The sequence below is a fragment of the Microvirga flocculans ATCC BAA-817 genome (assembly GCF_000518665.1).
Taxonomy (GTDB): domain Bacteria; phylum Pseudomonadota; class Alphaproteobacteria; order Rhizobiales; family Beijerinckiaceae; genus Microvirga; species Microvirga flocculans.
Genome location: NZ_JAEA01000003.1, coordinates 274,473 through 299,481 on the forward strand (window position 1 = coordinate 274,473; position 25,009 = coordinate 299,481).

Here is a 25,009-nt window from a genome sequence, read left to right on the forward strand (position 1 = left end):
CAAAATAAGGCTCCTTGCGACAGCTTGGAGCCACGGTATGCCCATCCCGACATTGATCTTCCGCTCCCTCCGCTGGTCGGCCTGGGACGGCTGTGAAGCGGGGCTCGAGCATGCGGATGTGCGGCCCGCCGATGGCGGGCTCGACATCTCCGGCGTCGTGATCGCCCGCGAGGGAGAGGCCGAGTTCGGTCTTTTCTACCGGCTCAAGCTCGATGCCCTGTGGCGGACGAGGGAGGCTCTCGTCAGAACCACCTCCGGCAATACGCTTCACCTGGAGAGCGACGGGCAAGGGCACTGGCAGGAGAACGGCCGTGACCAGCCGGCCCTTCAGGGCTGCATCGACATCGACATCCAGGCGACCCCGCTCACCAACACCCTCCCCATCCGGCGGCTCGGGCTGGAGAGCGGAGAGAGCATGGAGATCCGCCTCTGCTATATCGCCGTACCGGGCCTGACCGCCGCTCCGGCCAACCAGCGCTACACGGCGCTCGCCGCAGGCTCGCTCTATCGGTTCGAGAGCCTCGAGAGCGGCTTTTCCGCGGACCTGCCGGTCGACGAGGACGGATTCGTCCTCGATTATCCCAGCCTCTTCAAGCGCCTGGGCTGACGCTTTCGTCCAAGGCGTGACATCCGGGCACAGGGGAGCAGGCTGGCGCGCAGGCAATTTTTCGTCTAAGTATTTGAAATCAAATGTAGTTTTTAGCCATTCTAAACTAGAACGATGATCGTCTGCTCCTGCAACGTCCTCTCCGACGGCGATGTCAAAGCCTGCCTCAAGCCGGGGCCCGACTGCCCGCGCACGCCGGCGCAGGTCTATCGCTGCCTCGGATGCAGCCCGGATTGCGGGCGCTGCGCCCGAACGATCCGCGCCATCATGGATCGGGCCTTGATCGATGCCGGAGTGGAACCCATCGCGTCCTGCCGCCGCGGCTGCTGCCCCGCCGCCCTCGAAAAAGCAGCCGCCGAACCCAGGCTTTGAACAAAGAGGCTTTTGCCCTAATTCATAAATCCTCTAAAGAAAGACGCGGCGCATCCGGCGCCTTGAGCATCGGACCCAAAAGTGGCCCCCACTTTTGGGATTCATCCGATGCTTCTAGTGGATGGGCGCATCGTTCGAGCGGAAAACCGGATCCACTTTTCCGCACGATGCGCCAATGGACGAGAGGGTAGGATGAAGGGCGATCCGAAGGTTATCGAGTATCTCAATCGCGGCCTGCGCAGCGAGCTGACGGCGGTCAACCAGTACTGGCTGCATTACCGGCTGCTGGACGATTGGGGCTACAAGGATCTCGCCAAGACCTGGCGCAAGGAATCCATCGAGGAGATGCACCACGCGGATCGCTTCATCGCGCGCATCATCTTCCTCGAAGGCTTCGCCAACCTGCAGGTGCTCGACCCCCTGCGCATCGGCCAGAACATCCAGGAGATCCTGGAATCCGACCTCGCGGCGGAATACGACGCCCGCAACCTCTACGGCGAGGCGGCGGCCTATTGCGAAAGCGTCGGCGACCGGGTGTCCAAGAACCTGTTCGAGGAACTGATGCAGGACGAGGAAGGCCATATCGACTTCCTCGAGACGCAGCTCAACCTGGTCGAGCAGATCGGCGTCGAGCTCTATGCCCAGAAGCATATCGGCGGTCTCGAAGACGAGCACTGACGCCGGCTTCGTGCTCCCGCGGCGAGCGGGAGCCCATGCAGCTGCGGCGGAGCAGACCCGCTTCGCCGCGCAATGCCCTCAGCGGCGGGCGTCCTGCCGCCTCCATCGCCACCCCGCGCCATTCCCCGGCATCCATGATCCAGAATCTCGCAGCATCGTTCCTGCTCCGTCTGGCCGCGCTTTTCGCGGCCATCGTCTTCATCGGCCTGTCCGCGACCGCCCCGTCCATCGCGCAGGATGACGCGGCACGGCAGTTCCTGATAGGAATCTACAAGCTCTATATGGGCAAGAACGCATCCGGCGCGGATTACACGAGCGAGGAACTGGCGAGCCGCTATTTCGACGAAACGCTGACCGAACTCATCGTACGCGACCAGAAGGAATCCGAGGGCGAACTGGGACGGATCGGCTTCGATCCCTTCATCAACGCGCAGGACTTCTCGATCAAGTCGGTCAACGTGACGGTCACGCCGGTCGAGCCGGACCGCGCGAAAGGCGTCGTCAATTTCGTCAATTCCGGCCGTCGCCAGACAATCACCTACGATCTGGTCAAGACCGCGAAAGGATGGCGGATCTCCGACATCCATTGGACGGGGACGACGGACACCTTCCGCTCCCTCCTCTCCGCGCCGCACTGACGAACTTTCGCCGTTCCCTTCCGATCAGGACTTCTGCACGAGCTTGCCGGGCTCCGCGATGGAGGCGATCGGCAACGTCACGAGGCGCAGCTCCGGATCGTCGGGATCGATGCGGATCGAGAAGCCGAGGCTGCGGCACATGTCGAGCATGGTGGAATTCTCGCGCAGCACCTGCCCCTCGACCTCGCGGAGGCCTTCGGCCTTTGCCCATTCGATCATGAGTCGCATCAGCTCCCAGCCGAGGCCGAGGCCCTTGAGATCGGAGCGCAGAAGGATGCCGTATTCCCCCGTCTCGTGGTTCGCATCCGCATGGAGCCGGACCGCCCCCATCATCTCCCCCGTGTTCCCGTCGAAGGCGACGAAGGCGATGGCGCGGGCATAGTCGAGCTGGGTGAGGCGCGCGAGGAAGGTGTGGCTGAAGTCGCGCACCGGAGCGAAGAAGCGAAGGCGCAGGTCTTCCGGCGTGATCTTTTCGAAGAAACGCCGAAACTCGTCCTCGTCCTCGGGACGCACGGGCCGCACGAAAGCGTTCTTGCCGCTGCGCAGGACGATGGTTCGTTCCCACTCCTTCGGATAGGGACGCACCGCAAAGCGCGGATGCCCGCTGGCCTTGCGGGTCTCGGGCGCCACCGCCACGCGGGCATCGACCGCGATCACGCCCGTATGGTCGGCAAGCAGTGGGTTGATGTCGAGCTCACGCAGCTCCGGCAGATCGGCGGCCATCTGCGCGAGCTTCACGAGGGTCAGCGCAATGGCCCCCTCGTCGGCGGCAGGAACGTCCCGGTAGGCCTTGAGGCGGCGCGACACGCGGGTATGCGCGATGAGATCGTGGGCGAGCTTCAGGTCGAGAGGCGGCAGGGCCAGGGCCTTGTCGTTGATCACCTCGACCGCCGTGCCGCCGCGCCCGAAGAGAACGACGGGACCGAAGGACGGATCGTCGGCGATGCCCATGATGAGCTCGCGCGCCTTCGCGCGGCGCACCATGGGCTGCACGGTGACGCCCGTCACATGAGCCTGAGGCTTGAGGCGCGCGGCGCGCTCGAAGATGTCGGCGGCGGCCCTGCGCACCGCGTCCTCGGAGGTGAGGTCGAGCTTCACGCCGCCGATATCGGATTTGTGCACGATGTCGGGCGAGAGAACCTTGACCGCCACCGTGCCCCCCTCGGCGATGATGGGACGCGCCGCCTCCGCCGCCTCGTCCGGCGTCGTCGCCAGGATCACCGGAGCGGCGGGGATGTCATAGGCCCTGAGCAGCGCGTTGACCTCGAGGGGATCGAGCCAGCGGCGATTCTGCGCGATCACATGCTCGACGATGGCGCGAGCGGCGTCCGTATCCGGCACGAAATCATGGGGCAGGTTGTCGGGCGTCTCCATCAGCTGGTTCTGCGCCTCGCGATAGCGCACGAGCTGCATGAAACCGCGCACCGCATCGGCCTCGGTGGCGAAATGCGGAATGCGCCCCTCCTCGAACACGCGAGCCGAATCCGGGTCTTCGCCGATCCAGGCAGCGAAGACCGGTTTCTGGCGATAGCCCTTCGCACGATCGCGCCTCACCACATTGACGATGGAAGCCGCCACATCGGACGCCCCCGCCACGGCGGTCGGCACGTTGAGAACGAGAACGGCATCGTTCTCGGGATCCGCGAGCAGCGCCTCCAAGGCGCCCGCGTAGCGCTCGGGGCTCGCATCGCCGACGATATCGATCGGGTTTCCCTTCGACCAGGTCGGAGGCAGGATCGCGTCCAGGGCCTTATGCGTCTTCTCCGAGATGCCCGCGAGCGTTCCGCCGAGGTCGATCAGGCGGTCGACGGCGAGCACGCCGACGCCGCCGCCATTGGTCAGCAGCGCCAGGCGATTGCCGGGGAAAGGCTTCTGACGCCCGAGAGTCTCCGCCGCGGCGAAGAGCTGGTCAAGGTCGAGCACGCGCAGCAGGCCCGCGCGGCGGAAGGCGGCGTCATAGACCGCATCGGAGCCGGCCAGCGCACCCGTATGCGTCGCGGCGGCCTTCGCGCCCTGCGCGTGACGTCCGGCCTTGATCACCACCACCGGCTTGACGCGGGCCGCGGCGCGGGCCGCCGACATGAATTTCTGCGCGTTGCCGATGGACTCGATGTAGAGCAGGATCGCCCTTGTCCCGCTGTCGGCGGAGAAGAAATCGAGGCAATCGCTGAAATCCACATCGACCTTGTCGCCGAGGGACACGATGGCGGAGAAGCCCACATGCCGCTGGGCCGCCCATTCCACGAGACCCGCCGCCACCGCGCCCGATTGGGAGACGAGCGCCAGATCGCCGGGCCTCGCGCTGTGCGCGGCGAAGCTCGCATTCATCTTGACCCGCGGGGCCAGCACGCCGATGCAGTTGGGGCCGATGATGCGCAATCCATGCGCGCGCGCGGCGATCCTGACCTTGTCGCTCAGCGTTCCTTCGCCATAGCCCATGCCCGCAGTCGCGATGATGGCCACGCTCACGCCCACGCGCCCGGCCTCCTGGATCACGCCGAGCACTCTCTGCGGCGGAACCGCGACGACGATGAGATCCGGCGTCTCGGGAAGCTTCGACAGGGACGCGTAGCAGGTCAGCCCCTCGATCTCGGCATGATGCGGATTGACGGGAAAGAGCTGTCCCTCGAAGCCGCCGGCGACGAGATTGCGCAGGAAGGTCAGGCCGAGAGATCCCGGACGCGGGCTTGCGCCCACGACCGCGATGGAGCGGGGCGCAAGCAGCTTGTCGAGGCGATAGGTAGACATGGAGATCCTTCGTCTCGTGAGAGTTCCGGGCCGAGGGCGGCCCATCAAAACCTATGGCAAAAGCCTATAACCGCAAGGCGCATCCTTATGATTGATCTATCGCACAGGGCCTTGCTGTCCGGCGCTATTCCGCCAGGACCCGCGTGGGCGGGAAGATCACCTCGACGAGCGTTCCTTCCCTCGGCTGGCTGGAGATCTGCAGCGCGCCGCGGTTCGCCTCGACGAGGGCCTTGGTGAGCGGAAGCCCCAGTCCCGTACCGCCGCGCTTGCGCGAGGTCGCGAGCTGGCGGAAGGGTTCGAGAGCGGCCTCGACCTCCTCAGGCGACATGCCGATGCCGGTATCCCGCACGCGGAAGGCCACCTCGCCCCGGTCCGTCATGGCCGTGGACACGATCACCTGTCCGCCCGCATCCGTGAACTTGATCGCGTTGGAGACGAGGTTGAGCACGATCTGGCGCATGGAGCGCTCGTCCGCCACCACCGGCGGCAGCTTGGGCGCGAAGCTCATCCGCATGACGATGCGGTCGCGCGCGGCCTGCGGCTGAAGCAGGGTCACGCAGGAGGAGACGAGATCGTTGAGGGCCACGCCCGTGAAGGAGAGTTCGAGCCGTCCCGCCTCGATCTTCGCGAGATCCAGAAGGTCGTTCACGAGGCTGATCACATGCGAGCCCGAGGCGTGAACGTCCCTGAGATATTCCTTGTAGCGCTCGTTCCCGATGGAGCCGAAGCGCTCCTCGAGCATCACCTCGGCGAAGCCGAGAATGGCGTTGAGGGGCGTGCGGATCTCGTGGCTGATCTTGGCCAGGAGATCCGACTTCTGGGCGCTCGCCTCCTCGGCGGCGTGCTTGGCGCCGATCAGCTCGCCTTCGGCCTTCTTGAAGGCGGTGATGTCGCGCAGGACCGCGCAGAACCGGCGCTCCGGCCCGTCGCCCAGGCGGCCCATGGTCATGAAGAGCGGGATCGAGCCGCCCTGGCGCACCCGGCCAAGCACCTCGCGCCCGTCGTTCAAGAGGCTGGCGACGCCGGAAGAGCGCAGGCCGTCGAGGTAGTCGAGGGCGACCATGTGGCTTTGCGGCTCGAGCAGCACCGTGATGGCATCGCCCGCGACCGCCCGCTCGTCATAGCCGAAGAGTGCCTCGGCCGAGCGGTTCAGGGAGATGATGCGCCCGGTCTCGTTGAGCACGATGACCCCGTCGGTCGCCGTGTCGAGGATCGCCTCGAGCTCGTGGATGCGATGCTCCTGCGCGGGATCCCGCGTCTCGGCCGGCGCCTCGGCGCGGGCCGCCTTGCGGATGACCATCAGGTCGGCAGCCTCGCCGTTCCACTCCGCCGTGGAGCTGCGCACGGTGACGGCGACGTTCTCGTTCGCGCGGGTCGTCAGCGCGAGGGCGGAATCCTCCTCGCCGGAGCCGCCCAGCGCGGGCGATCCGCGGAAAAGATGAACGAGGCCGCCGTCCCTCCGGATCTGCGCGACATCGTCATAGTCTGTCAGCTCGAGGAGGAAGCGGTTGGCGAACAGAACGCTTTCACCGCGATGAACCAGAATGCCGATCGGCAGCCGGTCGAGGATGCGGTCGCCACCGGCGGGAACGGTGGCCGGCGAAGGCGGAATCTCCTTCTCGGCGTCCGGCTCGACCGTCGCTTGGGAGGCGGTTGCGGCCGCAGCGTCCCCGGATGTTTCTTTTCGGGAAAGCGTATCCTCCTCCAGGCGCGCGCCGAGGGCGCGGGCGATCTCCCGGAAGGCGTTGCGCTCCGCCGCGGAGAGACCCGAACTCGCCTGCGGCCTCTGCGCGGCCGCGGGCCGTTCGGCCGGTTCGTGGGGCGGATTGGTGCTGGCCAGCGCCTCGGCGACCTGGTTGCGGAGATCGGCGAACCAGCGGTCTTCGTCGGGCGTCTCCGCCTCCGGCGCGGGTTCTTCCGCCGGCATCTCCTCCGGCGGACGGAAGGGCAGGGTTTCGTCGTGCACCAGGCTCTGGGCGATCAGGTCGTCCGGAAGCCGTTCCGCCGATTGAGAGGATATGGCCCGCTCACGGATGGCGTCCATGCGCAGCAGGCCGAAGCCGCGAAAGCCGACGAGCTCCCGGTCCGCGCTGAAAACCGGCATGCCGCCCCAGTCGACCGGTACCTGACGCGGGCCCTGCCCCAGGGTCCAGAAAACGGTCCGTCCGCTCCATGTCTCGTGGCGCGCGAACAAGGCCGCCACGTCCCCGTGCGGATCCTCGACGACGGTGCGCGAGAGTTCGTCCCAGGTCTTGCCGACGATGTTTCCGGCCTCGGCTCCGACAGCCCTGGCAAGGCCCGGCGACACCTGGGTGAAGCGGGTTTCGGCATCCGTCTGCCATATGAAGCGAAGGGTGGCGGGCTTGTCCTGCCGTGATCCGGTCCCGGACGAGGACTGCGTCGCCTCGTTCCGATGGGGAATGGATTCCGCCAGGCGCGGGCGCGCGGGCACCTTGGGCACCGGCCCCACAAAGGCCGTGACCAGCACCCTTTCCCCGCCCTCGAGAAAGGCAAGGCGGCAGGCGCATGCAACCGGAAGCCAGGGACGGGCCGGATCCAGGCGCAGGCGCTCCAGGCGCATGCCCTCCACGGGCGCAAGACCGGCGGCCAGGGACTTGAGACGATCGCGGGCGCGGAAATCCGGCCTGACACGGCCGGATGAATCGACATAGGCCTCCTTCAAGCCTTCGGCGGAAGGCGACGCCCAAAGCAGCTTCTCCCCTGCCCGGTCCCAGACGAGCACACCCTTTCCGGGCTCGGCCAACAGGCCCAGGTCCGGCTCGGCGGCAAGCCGCGCGATCAGCGTCTCGAATGGGTTGGGAGCCCCCGTCATCAACGGCCCTTGGTGTCCACTGCCACAATGTCACTTCCGACAGAGCTTTTTAGACTAAACCGCGCGCCGGGGCATGCAAGGGAGAACACTTGAATCCTTTTACTTTCAGGTAACCTTAATAAGCGAGGCATCCAAGAGTTGATTTCGCATTGCACAATGTGATATTGCACTGCACAAATGCCTTAACGACAGGAGCATGACATGGCCACGAACCAGCCCCCAGGTTACGAGATTCCCACGGAGATGCGCGACTTCGCCGAGAAGAGCGTCGAGCAGGCCCGAAAAGCGGTCGACGGCTTCATCAACGCCGCGCAGAAGACGGCCGACACCTTCGAGGGTTCGGCGACCACGGTCCAGACCAGCGCTCGCGACGCCGCCCGCAAGACCTTCACCTATGCCGAGCAGAACCTGCATGCCGCCTTCGACCTCGCCCAGCGGATGGTGCGCGCCAAGGATATGCAGGAGGCCATGCAGATTCAGGCCGAGTTCGCCCGCACGCAGTTCGAGGCGATGCAGGCCCAGATGAAGGAATTCGGCTCCCTGGCCCAGTCGGCCATGAAGCAGCCGGGCTCCAAGAAGTAAGATCCTTCTCCCCAAACCTTGCGAGGACATCACGATGGCGGAAGTGAAGAAGCCCAGAGTGAAGAGTACAGCCAGGAGCGCTGAAAAGGTCGACCTCGTCGAGATGGCAGCCGCTCCGACCACCGAGGCGGTCGAGAGGCTCGCGGAAGCGGCGGCCGCGCCCCTGCCTCAGATCTCTGCGAAACCGGTTGAAGCCGATGCTCTCTTCGCTTCCGCGCGCAGGCAGAGCGACGCCATCCGCAAGGCCGTGAGCGAAGCCGTGGCCGCTTCGGCCCAGGGCGCCCTCGAGGTGAACGGTAAGATCATCGAAGCCTTCCATACGCAGAGCGATGCAGCCATCGACCTGTGGCGTTCGGTGATGAGCCCCTCTCCCTTGCCCGAGGCTCTCAAGGCGCAAAGCCATGCCACGCGCAAGGCCTACGAGACGGCCTCGGCCCAGTGGAAGGACATCGCCGAGACGACGGCGCTCTGGTTCACGAAAAGCGTCGAGCCTCTGAAATCGGCGTTCCACGCGCAAAGCCGCTAAATGCTACACGGCGGCGCTTTTCTGAGTTAAGGCTCGGCCATCGCAGGCCGGGCCTTTTTCATGTCCAAGTATCCCATTCCCGCCGTCATTGCCGTCGTCGTTCATGAAGGACGCACCCTGCTCGTGCGGCGCGCCAATCCTCCCGATGCGGGCCTCTGGGGCTTTCCCGGCGGCAAGATCGAGTTCGGCGAGACGGTGAAGGCTGCGGCCCTCCGGGAACTCCTGGAAGAGACCGGAATCGAGGCTGAAGCGCAGGACATCATCACCAGTCTCGACATCCTCGTGCCGGATTCCTCCGATGTCTTGCGGCAGCACTACATTCTCATCGCCGTGAAATGCCGCTGGATCTCCGGTCAGCCCATCGCTGCCGACGATGCTCTCGATGCGCGCTGGTTTCCGGTCACCGATCTCGATCCGGACAGGATTGCCATGAGCGCCGATGTGGACACGATCGCCCGGCTTGCGCTGGGCTCGCAGTAACCGACGCCGTTCCTGACGGAACGGGCTTTCAACTCACGACCGGCGAGCCAAGAAAAAGGCCTCGTCTTCGCGTGAAGACGAGGCCGAGTTTGTCTCTTACTTTGAGGCTCGAAAGCCAAACTTGATGTCCCGATCTGCACATATTCGACGTCCGATCTCAAGCCGGACCGCAACACCATGGTTGATGAACAGTAAATGTTCATAAAGCATCAATCATGTTTGAAACAGTTACAGGCAATCATATTGCAACTGTCTCTCATACTCCTTTATGAGTAGCCCCGACAGGCAAGAAATGCCTAGCGACCACTGCTTCTCAAGTACGGAATACAGTCATGCGTAAATCTGCTCTTGGACTGCTCGCTGCCTCAGCGGCCCTCGCCCTTGCGGCTTCGACCGCCCAGGCGGCCGATCTTCCGTCCCGCTATTCCCCCGCTCCGGCCTATAATGCGCTTCCGGTCTTCACCTGGACCGGTTTCTACGCCGGTCTGAACGCCGGCTACGGCTGGAACGTGGGCGACAGCCGCTATTACGATCCGGCCTTCGGCACCAGCTACGGCAAGCGCAAGGGCGGTTTCGTCGGCGGCGCTCAGGCAGGCTACAATTATCAGTTCGGCATGTTCGTGGCCGGCGTCGAGACGGATCTGCAATATGCGGCCGTCGGCAACAAGGGCGCCTCCTATGGCAACATCTACTACCCGGGTGATTCCGACGGCTTCTTCGGCACGATCCGCGCCCGCGGCGGCGTGGCCTTCGACCGCGCCCTCGTCTACGGCACGGCCGGCTTCGCCTATGGCGATATCGGCGGCAACAAGGGCTACGATCCGATTCTCGGCCATCACAGCGGCGACGAGATCAACTGGGGCTGGACCATCGGCGGCGGCGTGGAATACGCCATCACGAACAACTTCACCGCCAAGGTCGAAGGTCTCTACGTCGATATCGACACGAAGGACAACTACGCCCTCGGCGGTCGCGCGAACGTGGACCGCGACGCGGAGTTCGGCGTCCTGCGCGCCGGCTTGAACTACAAGTTCAACTGATCACCGATTACACTCGGTTTTCAGAAGGCCCGGCGGCAATGCCGGGCCTTTTTGCATGAATGAGAGACGAAACGGATGCGTTCGAAAGCGTTCAACGCTTGCGCGTTTTGAAATCGTCCGCTGCCTTCTCGCTGCGCTTGAGGGCGAGCAGCCGCTTGGCCGCCACGCCACCGGGCGCGGAGGAATAGAGCCGGTCGTTGAGCACCTCGACCTGCCAGCGCTGCAATTCGAGCAGGGCTTTCAGCGCCCTCACCCGAGCCTGAAGATCGCGGGCGTCCTGCAAAGGGTCTGGTCCGCATGTCGTCATGGGACCATCCCTGACAATCTTGGGATGAATCATATCTGAACGCGCAATGGAATGAGACGAGAACGCATCGGCTCCGCTGGCCGGAATCCTCTCCCGGCAAGCGGTCAAAGACAGATCGTGGAAATACAGAAAGGCAACGGAGTTGTTCTCCGCGCCCAACTTTTCGGCGGCTTCTTGTGATCGATGCAAGCTTCTTACATTTCATCCCGCATGGCAAGGCTGCTCAGCCGCGTGCGACGACATGACGGCCACGCTTGCCGCTTCAGGTGACAGCGGTCTCGCAGAAACGGCTGCGATTCAGGCTCTGATAACGAGGAGGCGGATAAGCTCGGCGGGTCGCGGCAAGTCTCAGCCTCCTGCGACATCGTCAGCGAGGAACGGCCCCCTGCCCGACCACGTTCCTTCCTGTGCGATAGGGCACAGCGAACAGATCTCGGGCGTGGTGTCTTCCCGATGTTGGAGAATCTGTCCATGCGCTCCTTTTCGATGACTCTTCTGGTCGGCGCCTGCTGTGCCCTTGCTGCCGGATCCGCGGCTTACGCCCAATCCGCCGATACCCGCATCGCGTCGATGCCGTTCGGCGAGTGCCTCTCCATCATCAGCGAGGCCTCGCAGGACATGGACGAGGAGCCCGTGAAGCTCGTCAGCACGAATGACGTCGTCACGGTCAGGCTCAATGCCACGGACGGTTTCGTGACCGTTTCCTGCGAGCGCGAGGGCAGCCGGATGACGCTGACGAAGAGCCCTGTTCCCGCAGCCGCCGGGCTCTCCGCATCGCGTTAGAATGCCGGCTCCGAGCGTGGAACCGCACCGCTCCTCGCCACGCTCCGGCAATTCCGGCTTTCACGCTGGCCTTGATGGACAGCGGGCTTGCGGGGATTATATCTGAAGCATTCCGACCGAGGCGGCGCCATGCCTGAAACCCACGAACAGCCCGAAGCCGGCCTCGACGAGCTCGATCGGGCGCGACGGATCAACTTTCGCGACTATCCCAGCTCCGGTCTCGTCGTCATCGCCGCGCTCAGCTCGGGCCTTGGCTGGATGCTGTTCAAATGGCTTGGAAACAAGCGCAAGGCGCGTCAGGCGACACAAGCCGAAGCACCGGACACGGCAGGCACCTCGTCACGAACCGAGACGCCCGCCGGGAGCGATCGCTGAATCGTCCTGAACGCCACGTGCCGCAGCGCACCGCCCCCAACCCTCCGACGATTTACTTTTCGTTAATCGGTAGGAGGCTTTCATGGCTCGAGACGCTGTTTCCTTCCTCTTCGGCATCGTCGCTCCCCTGGCTCTGGTGAGCTGGCTTCTGGTGCTGCACTGACGCTCGATGACGACCTCTCCCGAAAGGCTCCCGATGACGATGAAGCCTGCTGCGTTTCTGATCCTTGGCATGGCCGGTTTCATCGCGAGTCCTTCCGCAGGCGCGGCGGAACTGATGAAGGGCCGCTGCCACATGGATTACTGCTCGTGGTTCAGCATCGAGAGCCGCGACCTCGTCGGCTCGAACGCCCGCGGAGCGCTCTTCAAGGTTGAGCTCAAGGGATGGACCTCTCATCACCCGCGGGGCGATTACGGGAAGCGCAGCCCGAGAACGGGCGGCGAAACCTCGACAGGCTATGTCTTCTGCTCGAAGAAAACCCCTACGGCCATCTGGGATGAGGATGCCGGGCATTGGAGCGCCGCGACCCTGAATCTGGCATCGCCCTCCGGTGCCGAGGAAAACGCCGTCATCCAGTATTTCGCCGTCTGCCACGGCATCCAGAGCGGACAGGACGCTCAATCCTCGTTCGAGTCGCTCGCCGCCCGTTTCGGATACGGCAAGATCGCGACGGACCTGAAGGAGCTCAAGCGACCGGAGGAAATCCTGACGGAATAGAGACGGCCGCAGCACTCACCAACCGTCCTCATGAAACAAAGTGACGCTTTTGCCTTGAAGTTGCCTTATTCGTCGATCAAATGCTCAGCAGCGGAAAGCGGGACATAAATCTCGAAAATCGCAGTATTGAAAGTATTTCACTGCGTCTTTCCTGTCCGCTTTATCTGTTGCGTTATCGAATTCCGTTGACTTCCGGCCTGTTCTTTCCGAGCCGGCCTCATTCTTACTCAGAAGCCTCGAAAAAGAGGCTCGCTCAATTTTGGGGCAGACATCATGGCTTTGAGTTCTTCTGCCGCGCCGAGCGGCAACTTTGATTTGTCCAATTGGAAGATCACCCTTCCGGTCGACGCGAATGGCGGCTTCAGCGGCAACGCGCTGGAAGTCAAGAATCTCGCCGGCTACCAGCATCCCCTGTATTTCTACACGGCCGCCGACGGCGCCATGACCTTCGTCGCTCCGGTCGAGGGCGCCACGACGAGCGGCTCGTCCTATGCCCGGTCCGAACTGCGCGAGATGAACGGCACGGCAACGGCGGCCTGGGATCTCAAGACCGGCGGCTTCATGAGCGCGACGCTCGAAGTCGATGCCGCCCCTCTCCGCGATGGCGTCGGCGGACGCATCGTCGTCGGCCAGATCCACGGAGAGGACGACGAACTGGTCCGTCTCTACTGGGAAAACGGCAAGCTCTATTTCGCCAACGACCAAGCTGGATCGAACAACTCCGAGACGAAGTTCTACTTCGTGAACGCTTCAGGCCAGCAGCCGGATGTCTCGCTGGACGAGCGCTTCTCCTACACGATCAACGCCAAGGGCGATAATCTCGAAGTGACGATTTTCGCCGACGGCCAGATCTACAAGTCCGTCAGCAAGATCAACAGCGTGTGGCAGTCGGACACTTTCTACTTCAAGGCTGGAGCCTATCTCGGCGCCAACGAGAGCAACGGTTCGGGCTACGGCCAGACCTCGTTCTACGCCCTGAGCTTCAACCACAACGGCACCGTGACTACGCCCACGCCGACGCCGGACGCGCAGGACCATCCCGTGACCGCCATGGACGACGGCTACGCCGCGACGGAGGACACGGTGCTGACGGTAAGCGCCTCCAAGGGCGTGCTCGCCAACGACGTCGCCGCCGATGGCGGCAAGGCCGCTGTCGCCGGCACCTTCGCCACCGCCCAGGGCGGCAGCGTGAAGCTTAGTGCCGACGGCTCCTTCGTCTACACCCCCAAGAGCAACTTCTTCGGCTCGGACAGCTTCACCTACACCGTCAAGGACGCCGACGGCGATTCCGATACCGGTGTCGTGACGCTCAAGGTCGCCGATGCCGGGAAGGTGGATACGACGCCCCCGCCCGCGCGCCCTGCGACCACCAAGACGGTGACCGGCACGAGCGCGGCCAACAGCCTGACCGGCAGTTCCGGCAACGACCTGATCGACGCCAAGAGCGGCAACGACAAGATCTGGGGCAAGGGCGGCAGCGACGTGCTGATCGGCGGTGCGGGCAAGGATGCCTTCACCTTCGACACCAAGCCGGGCGCCAAGAACGTCGACTCCATCGTCGACTTCAACCCGGCCGACGACACGATCCGCCTCAACGACTCGGTCTTCACCAAGCTCAAGTGGGGCAGCCTCGCGGCAAGCGCCTTCGTCACCGGCACCAAGGCTTTGGATGCCAACGACCGCATCATCTACGACAGCAAGTCGGGCGCCCTGTATTACGATGCCGACGGCACGGGCTCGACGGCGGCGGTGAAGTTCGCCGTGATCGAGAACCATGCCAAGCTCACGGCAGCCGACTTCCTCGTCATCTGATCGCGAGCGCACGTAAGAGCAGACAAGCGGCCCCGGCTAAACCGGGGCCGCTTCCGCTTCATGGATGCACCGGCCCCATTCTCATTCAGCGGGCGTGGCGGGCTTGAAGCCTGTGACCTGCGCGGAAGGCTCCTCGCTGATCCATCGATAAAGCACGCCTCCCAGGGCGCCGCCGATCAGCGGCGCGACCCAGAAAAGCCAGAGCTGCGCCAGCGCCCATCCGCCGACGAACAGGGCCGGTCCGGTGCTGCGCGCCGGATTCACGGATGTGTTCGTTACCGGGATCCCGACCAGATGAATGAGCGTGAGCGCAAGGCCGATGGCGATCGGCGCAAAGCCGACAGGCGCCTTGCCGTGGGTGGCTCCCATGATGATGAAGAGGAACATCATGGTGAGCACGAGTTCGGCGACCAGACCTGCGAACAGGCTGTACTGCCCCGGCGAATGAGCGCCGTAGCCATTGGCCGCAAAACCTTTCGCGAGATCGAAGCCGGGCGCTCCGCTGGCGATGACGTAGAGCACGGCCGCCGCGATGACGGCACCAATCACCTGCGATGCGATGTAGGGGCCGACGTCCCTCGCCGGAAAGCGCCCGCCGGCCCAAAGGCCTACGGTGACCGCAGGGTTCAGGTGGCAGCCGGAAATATGGCCGATCGCGTAAGCCATGGTGAGAACCGTCAGGCCGAAGGCGAGCGAAACGCCGAGCAGCCCGATGCCGACCTCGGGAAAGGCCGCGGCGATCACGGCGCTGCCGCAGCCTGCGAAGGTGAGCCAGAACGTGCCGATAGCCTCGGCGATGCACTTGCGAAGATCCATACCAAGCTCCTTCCGGATCGCATGAGCGATGATGGGGCGGGAGCGACGTCGGCAAAAACGCCGATCAAAAAAGACTCGTCGTGAGCCTAGGCCGGACGCAGGGACGCTTGTCTCTTTGATGTCAGCATACATGCCCGCTCCATCGGAGCAAGCGGGCGCGGTTTTTCGTCTCCTGGTGCGACCGGGGCGCTACCTTCTGGCGACAGCAGGTGTCCGCGGCCGGGACCCCGTTCTCAGGGCGCTTGCCGTGTAGATCGCAAGAGCGATCCAGATCAGCGCGAAGGCCACGGCATCGACCCAGTCGAAGGGTTCCCCATAGACGAGCACGCCGAGCGCGAGCTGGCCGGACGGCGCCAGATATTGCAGCAGGCCGATGGTCGAGAGCTTCAACCGCTGCGCGGCGGCGGCGAACCAGATGAGCGGAGCCGCCGTGCTGAAGCCCGTGAGAACGACGAGCGCATCGAAGCGTAAATCTCCCTGGAACGCCACGGCGCTGCCGTCCGCGAACGTCACGCCAAGATAGACCAGGGCCAGAGGGGTCAGCAGCAGGGATTCGACGCAGAACCCGACGAGCGGCGCGACGGGCACGACCTTCCTGACGAGGCCGTAGAAAGCGAAGCTGCACGCGAGCGCCAGGGCGACCCAGGGCATCTCCCCCGAGGCGACGCCGAGCGTGAGCACTCCGGCGCCCGCGAGGAGGCAAGCCGCGATCTGGGCCGGCAGAAGCCGCTCCCGGAGGAAAAGCACCCCCAGCACCACGTTCAGAAGCGGGTTGATGAAATAGCCGAGGCTCGTCTGCACGAGGTGCCCCGAATTCACCGCCCAGATATAGATGAGCCAGTTGACCGCGATCAGGCCGGCGGAGACGGCAAGCAGCAGGAGCCGGCGGCCCGACAAGACGGTTTCGATGAGTTGGCGCCCCTGCCGGAAAGCGGCGATCAAGCCGAGGGCGAAGACGCTCGCCCAGACGATCCGATGCGCCAGGATCTGAAGCGGCGGCATCGCCGAGAGGAGCTTGAAGTGCAGCGGCACGGCCAACCCCCACATGAAGAAAGCCGCCAGGGCATAAAGAACGCCGACCCGCGCCCGACGCGCGTCATCTCCCACCGGATCCGATCCCACCACAATCCCACCTTGCTTCAAGCGCATGCGCTCGGGCGACGAACGACCGCAAAGCCGCCAAGCCCGCTCCTACTGCAATTCACGAATGGGAGATAGCCTCGGAAAGCCGGTTTCTGGTTCCGGCCACGAAAGCGCACGACACGTCCGCCTGTTCCGGACATTTCGGCGGCCCAGTGTCTGAGATTGGGAGAAAAGGGCCTCGAACCTGCGAGGCAGAGCTGCCATGGAGGTGGTACAGCCGCCCCGGCTCGAACGGGGGACCCCCAGATCCACAATCTGGTGCTCTAACCAACTGAGCTACGGCTGCACGTGAGGGTGGGTGTAATCGCCCGGGCGAGCAATTTCAAGACCTGTTTCGCCACTCTGGCCCGGAAATGGGAAAGGCGGGCTTCAGGGGCCCGCCGCACCGCATGGTCAAGGTTGGACGCGTTACTGCGCCGTGGCGCCGGCCGCCTTGAGGACCGGGGTCCAGCGGGCCACCTCGCTCTCCACGAGCTTCTGGAGGGCTTCGGGGGTCCGCTCGGAGGCGCTCGGGATCACGCCGCCCAGCTCGAGCAGGCGCTTCTTGGTGTTCTCGTCGTCGAGGGACTTGCTGAGAGCGTCGCTGAGTTTCTTCACGACCTCCGGCGGGGTGCCCTTGGGTGCGAATACCGCGTTCCAGGCGCTGACCTCGTAGCCGTCGAGGCCCGCTTCCTTGGTGGTCGGGACGTTCGGCAGGACCGGGGACCGCTCGGGTGTCGCGATAGCGAAGGCCTTGATGTTGCCACCCTGGATCTGCGGCGCCACGTTGACGATCTGGTCGGTCATGAAGTCGACCGTGTTGGCCATCAGGTCGTTGAGGGCCGGACCGGTGCCGCGATAGGTCACCATGGTGGGCTTCGCCTTGACCACGGAATTGAAGAAGATCCCGGTGGAATGCGACACGGAGCCCACACCCGCATGGGCCATATTCACCTTCTCGCCGTTCGCCTTCAGGTATTCGAGGAAGCCCTTCAGGTCGTTGGCCGGGAAATCCTTCTTGGCCACGATCACGATCGGCGTTCCCGCAGCCATGCCGATGGGCGCGAAATCCTTGGTCGGATCGTATTTCAGGTTCGGATACAGGGCCGGGGCGGCGCCATGGGTGCCCATATGGCCCATCATGATGGTGTAGCCGTCCGGTTCGGACTGCGCGGCGCGGGTGATGCCCGTGGTGCCGCCGGCGCCGGCCACGTTCTCGATCACGATCTGCTGGCCGAGGGTACGGCTCATGTGATCCGTCACGATGCGGGCAACCACGTCGGTCGGGCCGCCGGCCGCGAAGGGCACGATCATGGTGATCGGGCGCGTGGGGTAGCCTTGGGCCCAGGCCCCCGTTGCGGCGATGCCGGCAACGGCGGCGAGAGCCAGAGCGATTTTCTTCATCAATTCCTCCCTCAGGACAGTAACGGCCTTACACTTGGGAAAGACCTCGGCGAAGGCAAGCTACTCGGTGAAGACCTCATCCCTTCCCTTGCGGATGGAAGGCAGGAGGGCGATCACGAGCAGGATGGCGGCGACGGCGAGTAGTCCGGCGCTGATGGGACGCTCGACGAAGGTCTCCAGCGAACCCCGCGAAAGGATCAGCGAACGGCGCAGATTTTCCTCCATCAGCTTGCCGAGCACGAAGCCCAAGAGCATCGGGGCGGGCTCGAAGCCGAACTTGATCAGCATGTAGCCCACCAGCCCGAACAGGGCGATGAACATGACGTCGGTCGGGAGCGAGTTGATCGAGTAGATGCCGATGCAGCAGAACATCAGGATCGCCGGGAACAGCAGCCTGTACGGCACTTTCAGAAGCCGCACCCACATGCCGACCAGCGGCAGGTTGATGACGAGCAGCATCAGGTTGCCCACCCACATCGAGGCGATCATGCCCCAGAACAGGGTCGGGTTCTTGGTCATCACCTGCGGACCCGGGATGATGCCGTGGATCGTCATAGCGCCGACCATGAGCGCCATCACCGCATTCGGCGGAATGCCCAGCGTCAGCAGCGGAATGAAAGAGGTCTGCGCGCCGGCATTGTTGGCGCTCTCGGGCCCCGCCACGCCCTCGATGGCACCGCGGCCGAAGCGCCTGGGATCCTTGGCGAGCTTCTTCTCCAGCGTGTAGGACGCAAACGGCCCGAGCACCGCGCCGTTGCCGGGCAGAATCCCTAAGATCGCGCCGATCAACGTGCCGCGCAGCACCGGCTTGTAGGATTGCTTGAAGTCGTCCCTGTTCGGCAGCAGGCGGCCGATGGCCTGGCGCACCACGTCACGGTGCTCCGTATGGTCGAGATTGCGCATGATCTCGGCAATGCCGAAGATGCCCATGGCCAGCACGGCGAAGTCGATGCCGTCGGACAGGAAGGAAAGCCCGAAGGTCATGCGCTCCTCGCCCGTCTCGAGATCGAGGCCGACCGTGGAGAGCAGGACGCCCGTCAGGATCATGGCCACGGCCTTGAGAATCGACCCGCGCGCCAGCACCACGGCGAAGACGAGGCCCATGACCATCAGCGAGAAATATTCGGTCGGGCCGAAGATCAGCGCGAGGCCGGTGAGCGGCGCACCGAGCGCCGCGATGACGAGAGTCGCCACCGTGCCCGCAAAGAACGAGCCGATGGCGGCGATGCCGAGGGCCACGCCGGCGCGGCCCTGGCGGGCCATCTGGTGGCCGTCGAGAGCCGTGACGACGGAGGTCGCCTCGCCGGGGATGTTGACCAGGATCGCCGTGGTCGAGCCGCCGTACTGGGCGCCGTAATAGATACCCGCCAGCATGATCAGCGCGCCGACGGGATCGAGCCCGAAAGTGATCGGCAGCAGCATGGCGATGGTGGCGATGGGACCCACGCCCGGCAGAACGCCGATGAGGGTGCCGACAAGGCAGCCGAGAAAGGCGAGGCCCAGGTTCTGCAGGCTCAGCGCGACGCCGAAGCCGAGGCTGAGGTTGGAAAGGAAATCCCCCATCAGATCCTCCCGCTGCGATCGGCCGCATCGGTGGACGCGCGCCCCCGGGTGGCGACGAACACCAGAACGGCCGCCACGGCCAGGATGGCGGCGCAGGCGCGCAGCACAGCCTTCTGGGACCAGCCCACAGGGAAGAGGCCTGTCAGCGCCTGGGGAAAGACCGGGATCGGCAGGTTCAGGAGATCGCCGAACAGCACCATGCAGAAGGGGGTGAGACTGAGGCTGAGAATGACGAGGTCGCGCAGCCGCGCTTCGGGCGTGGCATAGCCGCCCAGAACGATGGCGAGGGGCCCCGAAACCAGAAGGCCGAGCCCCGGAATGGCGAAGGACCCGAAGGAGTAGCCGCGGATCGTGACCGTGAAGGCCAGGATGGCGAGGATGATGAAGAAGGGTCCGCGCAGGCTCCAGCGCTCCAGCAGTTCCCCCTCCTTGACGAAGGAGAAAACGAGAAGCGCGAGACCCGACAGGCCGACCCCGACGGCCAGCCAGCGCGGCAGCATAGCCGGCCCCATGGCGTTCAGGGTGCCCTGATCGAGATCCCGCGTCAGCCAGAGGGCCAGGGCCGCGAGGGCGAGGAGGAGCAACCCTCCGGCAAGGTTCTGCGGAGCGCGGACAGAGCCGCGGCGCGGGGGCCCTGAGCCCTCGTGAGCAAGAGACATGAACACCTCCCGGAGACGCTGCCGCGCCTAAGGTTGCCGGAACCCGATTTGGCCCGAGGCCGGAGAACGGATCAAGCCACCGGTTCCCGGTTGGAAAAGCTTCTCAACAGAGCCTCCTGCAATGAACAGCCCTGCAACAAACGTCTATACGACTATCGGACAGAGTTGCGTGCTTAGCGAGAGACGACTTGATCCCTCGCCTCCACTTGTCTAGATGGAACGCTATTGCCAGGCCGGGCCCCTCTGGTCGCTCCCTAAGGAGCGGCGATGTCGGACTGGATGAAAACCAGGGTGGCCTGGGTTCGTTCAAAAAGACGGTTTTGCCTGCATTTCGGTCCCTGATCCGACGATTTGCGGACCGGGGCGATGGCAAATGCGTCTTTTTGAGCGCTTCGCGTGTGCTGCCCGCACCCGACACACGAGGCATTGAATGTTCGATATTTCCCAATTCTTCGGCCCCGAGGTCGTTGCCTTCCTCATGGTGGTCGGCATCGACCTGGCCCTGGCGGGCGACAACGCCATCGTCATCGGCCTGGCCGCCGCAGGCCTGCCGAAGGAACAGCGCAACAAGGCGATCCTTCTCGGCGTCCTCGCCGCCACCGTCCTGCGCATCGTCTTTGCGCTGGTGACGACCCAGCTTCTTCAGATCGTCGGCCTTCTGCTTGCAGGCGGCATCCTTCTCCTGTGGGTCTGCTGGAAGATGTGGCGCGAGCTGCGCACGAGCCACGACGAGGAAGCTGCCGCAGAAGAAGCGCTGGCCGATGAGGACATCAACAAGGACGGTACCATCGCGGGCGGCGCTCCGCGCAAGACCTTCGCCCAGGCGGCCTGGCAGATCGTCATCGCGGACGTGTCCATGTCCCTCGACAACGTGCTCGCCGTGGCGGGCGCGGCCATGGAGCATCCCTACATCCTGGCCTTCGGCCTTCTTCTGTCGATCGCCCTCATGGGCCTTGCAGCCTCGTTCATCGCGCGCCTGCTCCAGCGCTATCGCTGGATCGCCTATCTCGGCCTCGCGATCATTCTCTACGTGGCTCTCAAGATGATCTACGAGGGCTTCATCGAGGTATATCCGCTGGTGAACGGCGCCATCGGATAAGCTGGCGGCTTCGCACCCAATCGCGAATCTCCAATTGACGGCGGGGATGCGGGAAGGCAGAGAGCGTGACGCTCATGTCCCCCGCTCTCCGCCCTCATTTTTCCACGGCAGGCCTGCGCCAAGGCGCGCGCGCCGCTTTTCCCGCCTTTCCGGGCTTCATCATGTTCGCCCTGGCCTTCGGCACGGCGGCATCCCAGAAGGGCCTGTCGCTGGGCGAGACCCTCGGCCTCTCCGCCTTCGTCTATGCCGGCGCCTCGCAGATGGTGGGGCTCGAAATCTGGCAGAGTGCCTGGACGCCCTCCACGATCCTCACGATCATGACGGTCACCGCCGTCGTGAATGCGCGCATGATCCTTCTGGGCGCGACGCTGCAACCCTGGCTCAAGGATGAGCCTCTCGCCCGCACGGCGCTCAATCTCTTCCTCATCACCGAAGCGGGCTGGCTCGTCGGCACGCGCTATCACAGCGAAGGCGGCCGCGACGTCGGCGTGCTCCTGGGATGCGGGCTCGTCCTCTGGGTCGTCTGGCTCGTCTCCACCTTCACGGGCTTCTTTGCCGGAGCCCTGGTCCCGGAGCCAAAGCGCTTCGGCCTCGACCTGGTGATGCCGATCTTCTTCGGGGTGATGCTCGTGCCGCTCTGGAAGGGTGCGAAGCCCGCGCTGCCCTGGCTCGTGGCGGGCCTCGTATCGCTGGTCGTCCATGCCCTGGTGCCGGGCTATGTCTTCATCATCGCCGGCGCACTGGCGGGCGTGATCGCGGGAATGCTGATCGAATGAGCATGACGGGCACCATCATCGCGAGCCCCTGGGGCGCGGTTCTCGCCATCGCCGCCATGATGCTGGCGACGTTCCTTTGCCGCATCGCGGGTGTCGTGGTGATGAGCCGCGTGCGCATCACGCCGCGCATCGAGCGCGGCCTGCGCGCCCTGCCCGGCTCCATCATCCTGGCGACGATCCTGCCCGTGGTGCTCGACAACGGCTGGCCCGCCATCATGGCCCTGACGGCTGCCATCGTCGCCATGGCGGCGACGCGGATCGATATCGTCGGCCTTGCGGCGGGGCTAGGCACCCTCGCCGTCATTCGCGCTCTTGGGTGAACTCTGCTTCAGCCGCAGGCGGATGCGGTACGCCAGCCCGTCGCGGATGTTGCGATAAGCGTCGAGCACCTGCTCGCGCGAGCCCTGCGTGATCGTCGGATCGGGGGTCGGCCAGTATTCCACCTCGGCTGCGATGGTGCGCGTCAGTTCGAGCGCCGCGTGATGCGCCTCGGGCGAAAGGGAGATGATGAGGTCGAAGTTGAGCCCTTCCCACTCCTCCAGCTCTTCGAGCGTGCGCGGCTTGTGCCTGGAGGCATCGATGCCGATCTCGGACAGGATCGCCGCCATGAAGCCGTCCGGCTCGCCCTTGCGGACGCCGGCGGACTGCACGTAGATCGACTTGCCGAAGTAATGGCGCGCAATGGCCTCGGCCATGGGCGAGCGCACCGCATTCATCGCGCAGACGAACAGCACGGAGTGGATCCGTTTCGAGCGCGGCTCGTCCAACCGTCAGCCCTTCCAGTGAAGCGCGAAGATCAGCGTGAAAATGCGCCGCGCCGTATCGAAGTCCAGGACGATCTTGCCTTCCAGGCGCTTCATCAGGAGTTCGGCCGCCTCGTTGTGCAATCCGCGCCGGCCCATGTCTATGGCCTCGATCTGCGCGGGCGAGGCGGAGCGGATCGCCTGATAATAGCTGTCGCAGATCAGCTCGTAGTCGCGAATGGCCTTGCGGAACGGCGTGAGCGAGAGATGGTGGGAAACGAGATGCGCGCCGTCCTGCGCGCGCACCTCGAAGCAGAGTTTCTTCTCGATCAGCGAGATGCGCAAGCCATAGGGCCCGCCCTCGTAGTTCGGCAGGGCGAAGGTGTTCTCTTCGAGAATGTCGTAGATGGCGATCGCCCGCTCATGCTCCTGATCGGGATTGCCGCGCCCGATCGAAGCCTCGTCGAGGGTGACGGCGACCAGCCGGCATCGCTCTTTCGCTGCGTTCGCCATCCCCCCTCCGCTCGCCTCACAGGTTCAGGCGGATCGCAACCGACCGCGCGTGACCTTCCAACCCCTCGGATTGCCCAAGGGCGATGGCTGCGGGGCCGAGCTTGCGCAGGGCTTCCGCACTGCACTTCAGGATCGAGCTTCGCTTCATGAAGTCAAGCACACCGAGTCCGGAGGAGAACCGGGCCGAGCGGGCGGTGGGCAGGATATGGTTCGGGCCGCCGACATAATCGCCGATGGCTTCGGGCGTGTGGCTGCCGAGAAAAATCGAGCCCGCATTGCGGACCTTGGCCGCGAGCTCCTCGGCGTTCTCCGTCTCGATCTCGAGATGCTCGGGCGCCAGCCGGTCCACCAGGGGAATGGCGTTCTCCAGCCTGTCGATAAGGATGATCGCCCCGTAATCGCGCCAGCTCGCCCCGGCGATCTCCGCCTTCGGCAGGGTCGTGAGCTGGCGTTCGACGGCCTTTTCCACCGCGTCGGCCAGCTCAGGGCTGTCCGTGATGAGGATGGATTGCGCGGCCGTGTCGTGCTCGGCCTGCGCCAGCAGATCGGCGGCGATCCAGTCGGGATTGCCGTGGGCATCGGCAAGGATGAGAACCTCCGAGGGACCCGCGATCATGTCGATGCCGACCTGGCCGAAAACGCGGCGCTTGGCGGCCGCCACATAGGCGTTGCCGGGCCCCATGATCTTGGCGACGGGCTTGACGGTCTCGGTGCCGTAGGCCAGCGCGGCGATGGCCTGCGCGCCGCCGATGCGGAACACCTCGTCGACGCCGGCGAGCCGGGCGGCCGCGAGCACGAGCGGGTTCGTCTCTCCCCGCGGTGTCGGCACCACCATGGCGATGCGCGGAACGCCCGCGACCTTCGCCGGAACGGCGTTCATCAGAACGGAGGAGGGATAGCTGGCGAGGCCGCCCGGAACGTAGAGCCCGACGGATTCGATGGCCGTCCAGCGCCAGCCCAGCGTGACGCCGGCGGCATCCGTGGTCATGTAGTCCTGCGGACGCTGCGCACCGTGATAAGCCTCGATGCGCTCCTTCGCCAGGGCCAGGGCCTCCAGCGCCTCCTTCGAGCATTGGGACTCCGCGGCGGCGATCTCGGCCTCCGAAACGCGCAGGGTCTCCGGCTGCAGGGCGAGCCCGTCGAATCGGTAGGTGAAGTCGATCAGGGCCTCGTCGCCCCGCGCCACCACATCCTCGATGATGGCGCGCACCGCCTGGTCCACATCCTCCGACACCTCGCGCTTGGCGGCGAGCAGTGCGGCGAAAGCCTGCGGGAAGGAAGCGTCCCGCGTGTCGAGCCTCTGCGCCATTTACGGGCGCTCCGCCGTTTGCAGCCGGTCGTCGTGGGAGGGACGGCTTTCGGCGGCCCAGACAGGGCCTGTATCTTTCATCTGCATTTCGATGCACTCCAGGTCCACCTGGATGGCTCCGCCATCGGCAAAGATCAAGGTGGCCGTGCCAGACGGAGCGTTCCGTTCCTCGAAGGCGATGGCAAGAAGGTTAAGAACCGCGTCCTTGTTGGTCTGGTCGATCCCGCGGACGCGCACGCCCGTGACGTTCTCGAAATGCATGCAGGTCAGCCGCCGTTGAGGGGTGGCCGCCTCCCAGTCGAAGCGGCGGACCTGGACGGCGAAGCGCCTCTCCTTGGGCAGATAGGCGATGTCGCCGACCCGCAGGAGCGAATCCTGCAGGTGGGCGGATATGACGGAAAGGTCTTCAGGGTCGAACGCGACAAGTCTCAGGAGATCCATGGCCCACCAACCTGTTACTGAACTTTAATGTTTAGGTAGAGAGCCGTCTGCCCCGGCGCAACCTT

Annotated in this window: 27 protein-coding genes and 1 tRNA gene; 15 read left to right on the forward strand and 13 right to left on the reverse strand. The window is 64.7% G+C overall.

The features are described 5' to 3' along the window. Positions 1 to 37: 37 nt before the first annotated feature. The 4 genes from L879_RS0106375 (at position 38) to L879_RS0106390 (ending at position 2,295) form a co-directional block, all read left to right on the forward strand. On the forward strand, positions 38 to 607 hold the full coding sequence (locus L879_RS0106375) for a putative glycolipid-binding domain-containing protein (RefSeq protein WP_035458820.1): 570 nt from the start codon (positions 38 to 40) through the stop codon (positions 605 to 607). A gap of 114 nt (positions 608 to 721) precedes the next feature. Continuing rightward, on the forward strand, positions 722 to 979 hold the full coding sequence (locus L879_RS20720) for a (2Fe-2S)-binding protein (protein WP_035458822.1): 258 nt from the start codon (positions 722 to 724) through the stop codon (positions 977 to 979). Between the two features lie 192 nt (positions 980 to 1,171). Next, on the forward strand, positions 1,172 to 1,657 hold the full coding sequence (gene bfr / locus L879_RS0106385) for a bacterioferritin (RefSeq protein WP_027315371.1): 486 nt from the start codon (positions 1,172 to 1,174) through the stop codon (positions 1,655 to 1,657). A 35-nt stretch (positions 1,658 to 1,692) separates the two neighbouring features. Next, positions 1,693 to 2,295, forward strand: coding sequence for a DUF3828 domain-containing protein (locus tag L879_RS0106390; RefSeq protein ID WP_027315372.1), 603 nt, complete (start codon positions 1,693 to 1,695; stop codon positions 2,293 to 2,295). Between the two features lie 24 nt (positions 2,296 to 2,319). Here L879_RS0106390 and L879_RS0106395 read toward each other — a convergent pair whose 3' ends face one another. Beyond that, positions 2,320 to 5,043, reverse strand: a complete 2,724-nt coding sequence (locus tag L879_RS0106395; RefSeq protein ID WP_027315373.1) for a bifunctional acetate--CoA ligase family protein/GNAT family N-acetyltransferase — start codon at positions 5,041 to 5,043, stop codon at positions 2,320 to 2,322. A 124-nt stretch (positions 5,044 to 5,167) separates the two neighbouring features. Continuing rightward, a complete protein-coding gene (locus L879_RS0106400; RefSeq protein ID WP_035458824.1) occupies positions 5,168 to 7,876 on the reverse strand; it encodes a PAS domain-containing sensor histidine kinase in 2,709 nt (902 codons plus the stop codon). A gap of 201 nt (positions 7,877 to 8,077) precedes the next feature. On the opposite strand from L879_RS0106400, the gene L879_RS0106405 reads away from it, so the two are divergent. From L879_RS0106405 to L879_RS0106420, 4 genes are all read left to right on the forward strand, one after another. Further along, positions 8,078 to 8,458, forward strand: a complete 381-nt coding sequence (locus tag L879_RS0106405; RefSeq protein WP_027315375.1) for a phasin — start codon at positions 8,078 to 8,080, stop codon at positions 8,456 to 8,458. A 34-nt stretch (positions 8,459 to 8,492) separates the two neighbouring features. Beyond that, positions 8,493 to 8,984, forward strand: a complete 492-nt coding sequence (locus L879_RS0106410; RefSeq protein ID WP_027315376.1) for a phasin family protein — start codon at positions 8,493 to 8,495, stop codon at positions 8,982 to 8,984. Between the two features lie 60 nt (positions 8,985 to 9,044). Continuing rightward, positions 9,045 to 9,464, forward strand: a complete 420-nt coding sequence (locus L879_RS0106415; protein ID WP_051435109.1) for an NUDIX hydrolase — start codon at positions 9,045 to 9,047, stop codon at positions 9,462 to 9,464. A gap of 332 nt (positions 9,465 to 9,796) precedes the next feature. Next, positions 9,797 to 10,504, forward strand: a complete 708-nt coding sequence (locus tag L879_RS0106420) for an outer membrane protein (RefSeq protein ID WP_027315378.1) — start codon at positions 9,797 to 9,799, stop codon at positions 10,502 to 10,504. 91 nt (positions 10,505 to 10,595) lie between these two features. Here the strand turns inward: L879_RS0106420 and L879_RS20725 are convergent, their stop codons facing one another. Then, positions 10,596 to 10,811: a hypothetical protein gene (locus tag L879_RS20725; protein ID WP_154664107.1), complete on the reverse strand. Its 216-nt coding sequence runs from the start codon at positions 10,809 to 10,811 to the stop codon at positions 10,596 to 10,598. 471 nt (positions 10,812 to 11,282) lie between these two features. On the opposite strand from L879_RS20725, the gene L879_RS0106430 reads away from it, so the two are divergent. The 4 genes from L879_RS0106430 to L879_RS20730 all read left to right on the forward strand — a co-directional run bounded on the left by L879_RS0106430 (position 11,283) and on the right by L879_RS20730 (position 14,499). Beyond that, complete coding sequence (locus L879_RS0106430) at positions 11,283 to 11,594, forward strand: hypothetical protein (protein ID WP_035458828.1); 312 nt, start codon at positions 11,283 to 11,285, stop codon at positions 11,592 to 11,594. Between the two features lie 129 nt (positions 11,595 to 11,723). Further along, positions 11,724 to 11,969 (forward strand): hypothetical protein, encoded by a 246-nt coding sequence (locus L879_RS0106435; protein WP_027315381.1) that lies wholly within the window; start codon positions 11,724 to 11,726, stop codon positions 11,967 to 11,969. Positions 11,970 to 12,165: 196 nt separating this feature from the next. Next, positions 12,166 to 12,687 carry a hypothetical protein gene (locus L879_RS0106440; protein WP_027315382.1) on the forward strand — a complete coding sequence of 174 codons (522 nt, stop codon included), beginning with the start codon at positions 12,166 to 12,168 and terminating at the stop codon, positions 12,685 to 12,687. 315 nt (positions 12,688 to 13,002) lie between these two features. Further along, a complete protein-coding gene (locus L879_RS20730; protein ID WP_051435110.1) occupies positions 13,003 to 14,499 on the forward strand; it encodes a polysaccharide lyase family 7 protein in 1,497 nt (498 codons plus the stop codon). An 81-nt stretch (positions 14,500 to 14,580) separates the two neighbouring features. Here L879_RS20730 and aqpZ read toward each other — a convergent pair whose 3' ends face one another. From aqpZ to L879_RS0106475, 6 genes are all read right to left on the reverse strand, one after another. Then, a complete protein-coding gene (aqpZ, locus tag L879_RS0106450) occupies positions 14,581 to 15,315 on the reverse strand; it encodes an aquaporin Z (RefSeq protein ID WP_027315383.1) in 735 nt (244 codons plus the stop codon). A 189-nt stretch (positions 15,316 to 15,504) separates the two neighbouring features. Then, positions 15,505 to 16,422: an EamA family transporter RarD gene (rarD, locus tag L879_RS0106455; protein WP_027315384.1), complete on the reverse strand. Its 918-nt coding sequence runs from the start codon at positions 16,420 to 16,422 to the stop codon at positions 15,505 to 15,507. A gap of 245 nt (positions 16,423 to 16,667) precedes the next feature. Then, positions 16,668 to 16,744: transfer RNA gene (locus L879_RS0106460), tRNA-His, on the reverse strand. 122 nt (positions 16,745 to 16,866) lie between these two features. Continuing rightward, the gene (locus tag L879_RS0106465; RefSeq protein ID WP_027315385.1) at positions 16,867 to 17,841 is read right to left on the reverse strand and encodes a tripartite tricarboxylate transporter substrate-binding protein; all 975 of its coding nucleotides are present in this window, start codon (positions 17,839 to 17,841) and stop codon (positions 16,867 to 16,869) included. A 60-nt stretch (positions 17,842 to 17,901) separates the two neighbouring features. After that, entirely contained in the window at positions 17,902 to 19,404 is a 1,503-nt protein-coding gene (locus L879_RS0106470) for a tripartite tricarboxylate transporter permease (RefSeq protein ID WP_027315386.1), read from the reverse strand. Further along, positions 19,404 to 20,063 (reverse strand): tripartite tricarboxylate transporter TctB family protein, encoded by a 660-nt coding sequence (locus tag L879_RS0106475; RefSeq protein ID WP_027315387.1) that lies wholly within the window; start codon positions 20,061 to 20,063, stop codon positions 19,404 to 19,406. The genes L879_RS0106470 and L879_RS0106475 overlap by 1 nt, the downstream gene beginning before the upstream one ends. Before the next feature lie 430 nt (positions 20,064 to 20,493). Here L879_RS0106475 and L879_RS0106480 point away from each other — a divergent pair, with 430 nt between their 5' ends. The 3 genes from L879_RS0106480 to L879_RS0106490 all read left to right on the forward strand — a co-directional run bounded on the left by L879_RS0106480 (position 20,494) and on the right by L879_RS0106490 (position 22,258). Beyond that, entirely contained in the window at positions 20,494 to 21,162 is a 669-nt protein-coding gene (locus L879_RS0106480) for a TerC family protein (RefSeq protein WP_154664109.1), read from the forward strand. A 74-nt stretch (positions 21,163 to 21,236) separates the two neighbouring features. Then, positions 21,237 to 21,938 (forward strand): AzlC family ABC transporter permease, encoded by a 702-nt coding sequence (locus tag L879_RS0106485; protein WP_027315389.1) that lies wholly within the window; start codon positions 21,237 to 21,239, stop codon positions 21,936 to 21,938. A 2-nt stretch (positions 21,939 to 21,940) separates the two neighbouring features. Continuing rightward, positions 21,941 to 22,258: an AzlD family protein gene (locus L879_RS0106490; RefSeq protein ID WP_035458830.1), complete on the forward strand. Its 318-nt coding sequence runs from the start codon at positions 21,941 to 21,943 to the stop codon at positions 22,256 to 22,258. Here the strand turns inward: L879_RS0106490 and L879_RS0106495 are convergent. The 4 genes from L879_RS0106495 to L879_RS0106510 are packed head-to-tail and all read right to left on the reverse strand — an operon-like array spanning position 22,223 to position 24,944. Beyond that, positions 22,223 to 22,705 carry an arsenate-mycothiol transferase ArsC gene (locus tag L879_RS0106495; protein ID WP_027315391.1) on the reverse strand — a complete coding sequence of 161 codons (483 nt, stop codon included), beginning with the start codon at positions 22,703 to 22,705 and terminating at the stop codon, positions 22,223 to 22,225. The genes L879_RS0106490 and L879_RS0106495 overlap by 36 nt on opposite strands. A gap of 3 nt (positions 22,706 to 22,708) precedes the next feature. Beyond that, complete coding sequence (locus L879_RS0106500; protein ID WP_027315392.1) at positions 22,709 to 23,194, reverse strand: UPF0262 family protein; 486 nt, start codon at positions 23,192 to 23,194, stop codon at positions 22,709 to 22,711. Positions 23,195 to 23,210: 16 nt separating this feature from the next. After that, positions 23,211 to 24,503 carry a histidinol dehydrogenase gene (gene hisD, locus L879_RS0106505; RefSeq protein WP_027315393.1) on the reverse strand — a complete coding sequence of 431 codons (1,293 nt, stop codon included), beginning with the start codon at positions 24,501 to 24,503 and terminating at the stop codon, positions 23,211 to 23,213. Beyond that, entirely contained in the window at positions 24,504 to 24,944 is a 441-nt protein-coding gene (locus tag L879_RS0106510; protein WP_027315394.1) for a DUF2948 family protein, read from the reverse strand. It lies immediately after the preceding gene. Positions 24,945 to 25,009: the final 65 nt, after the last annotated feature.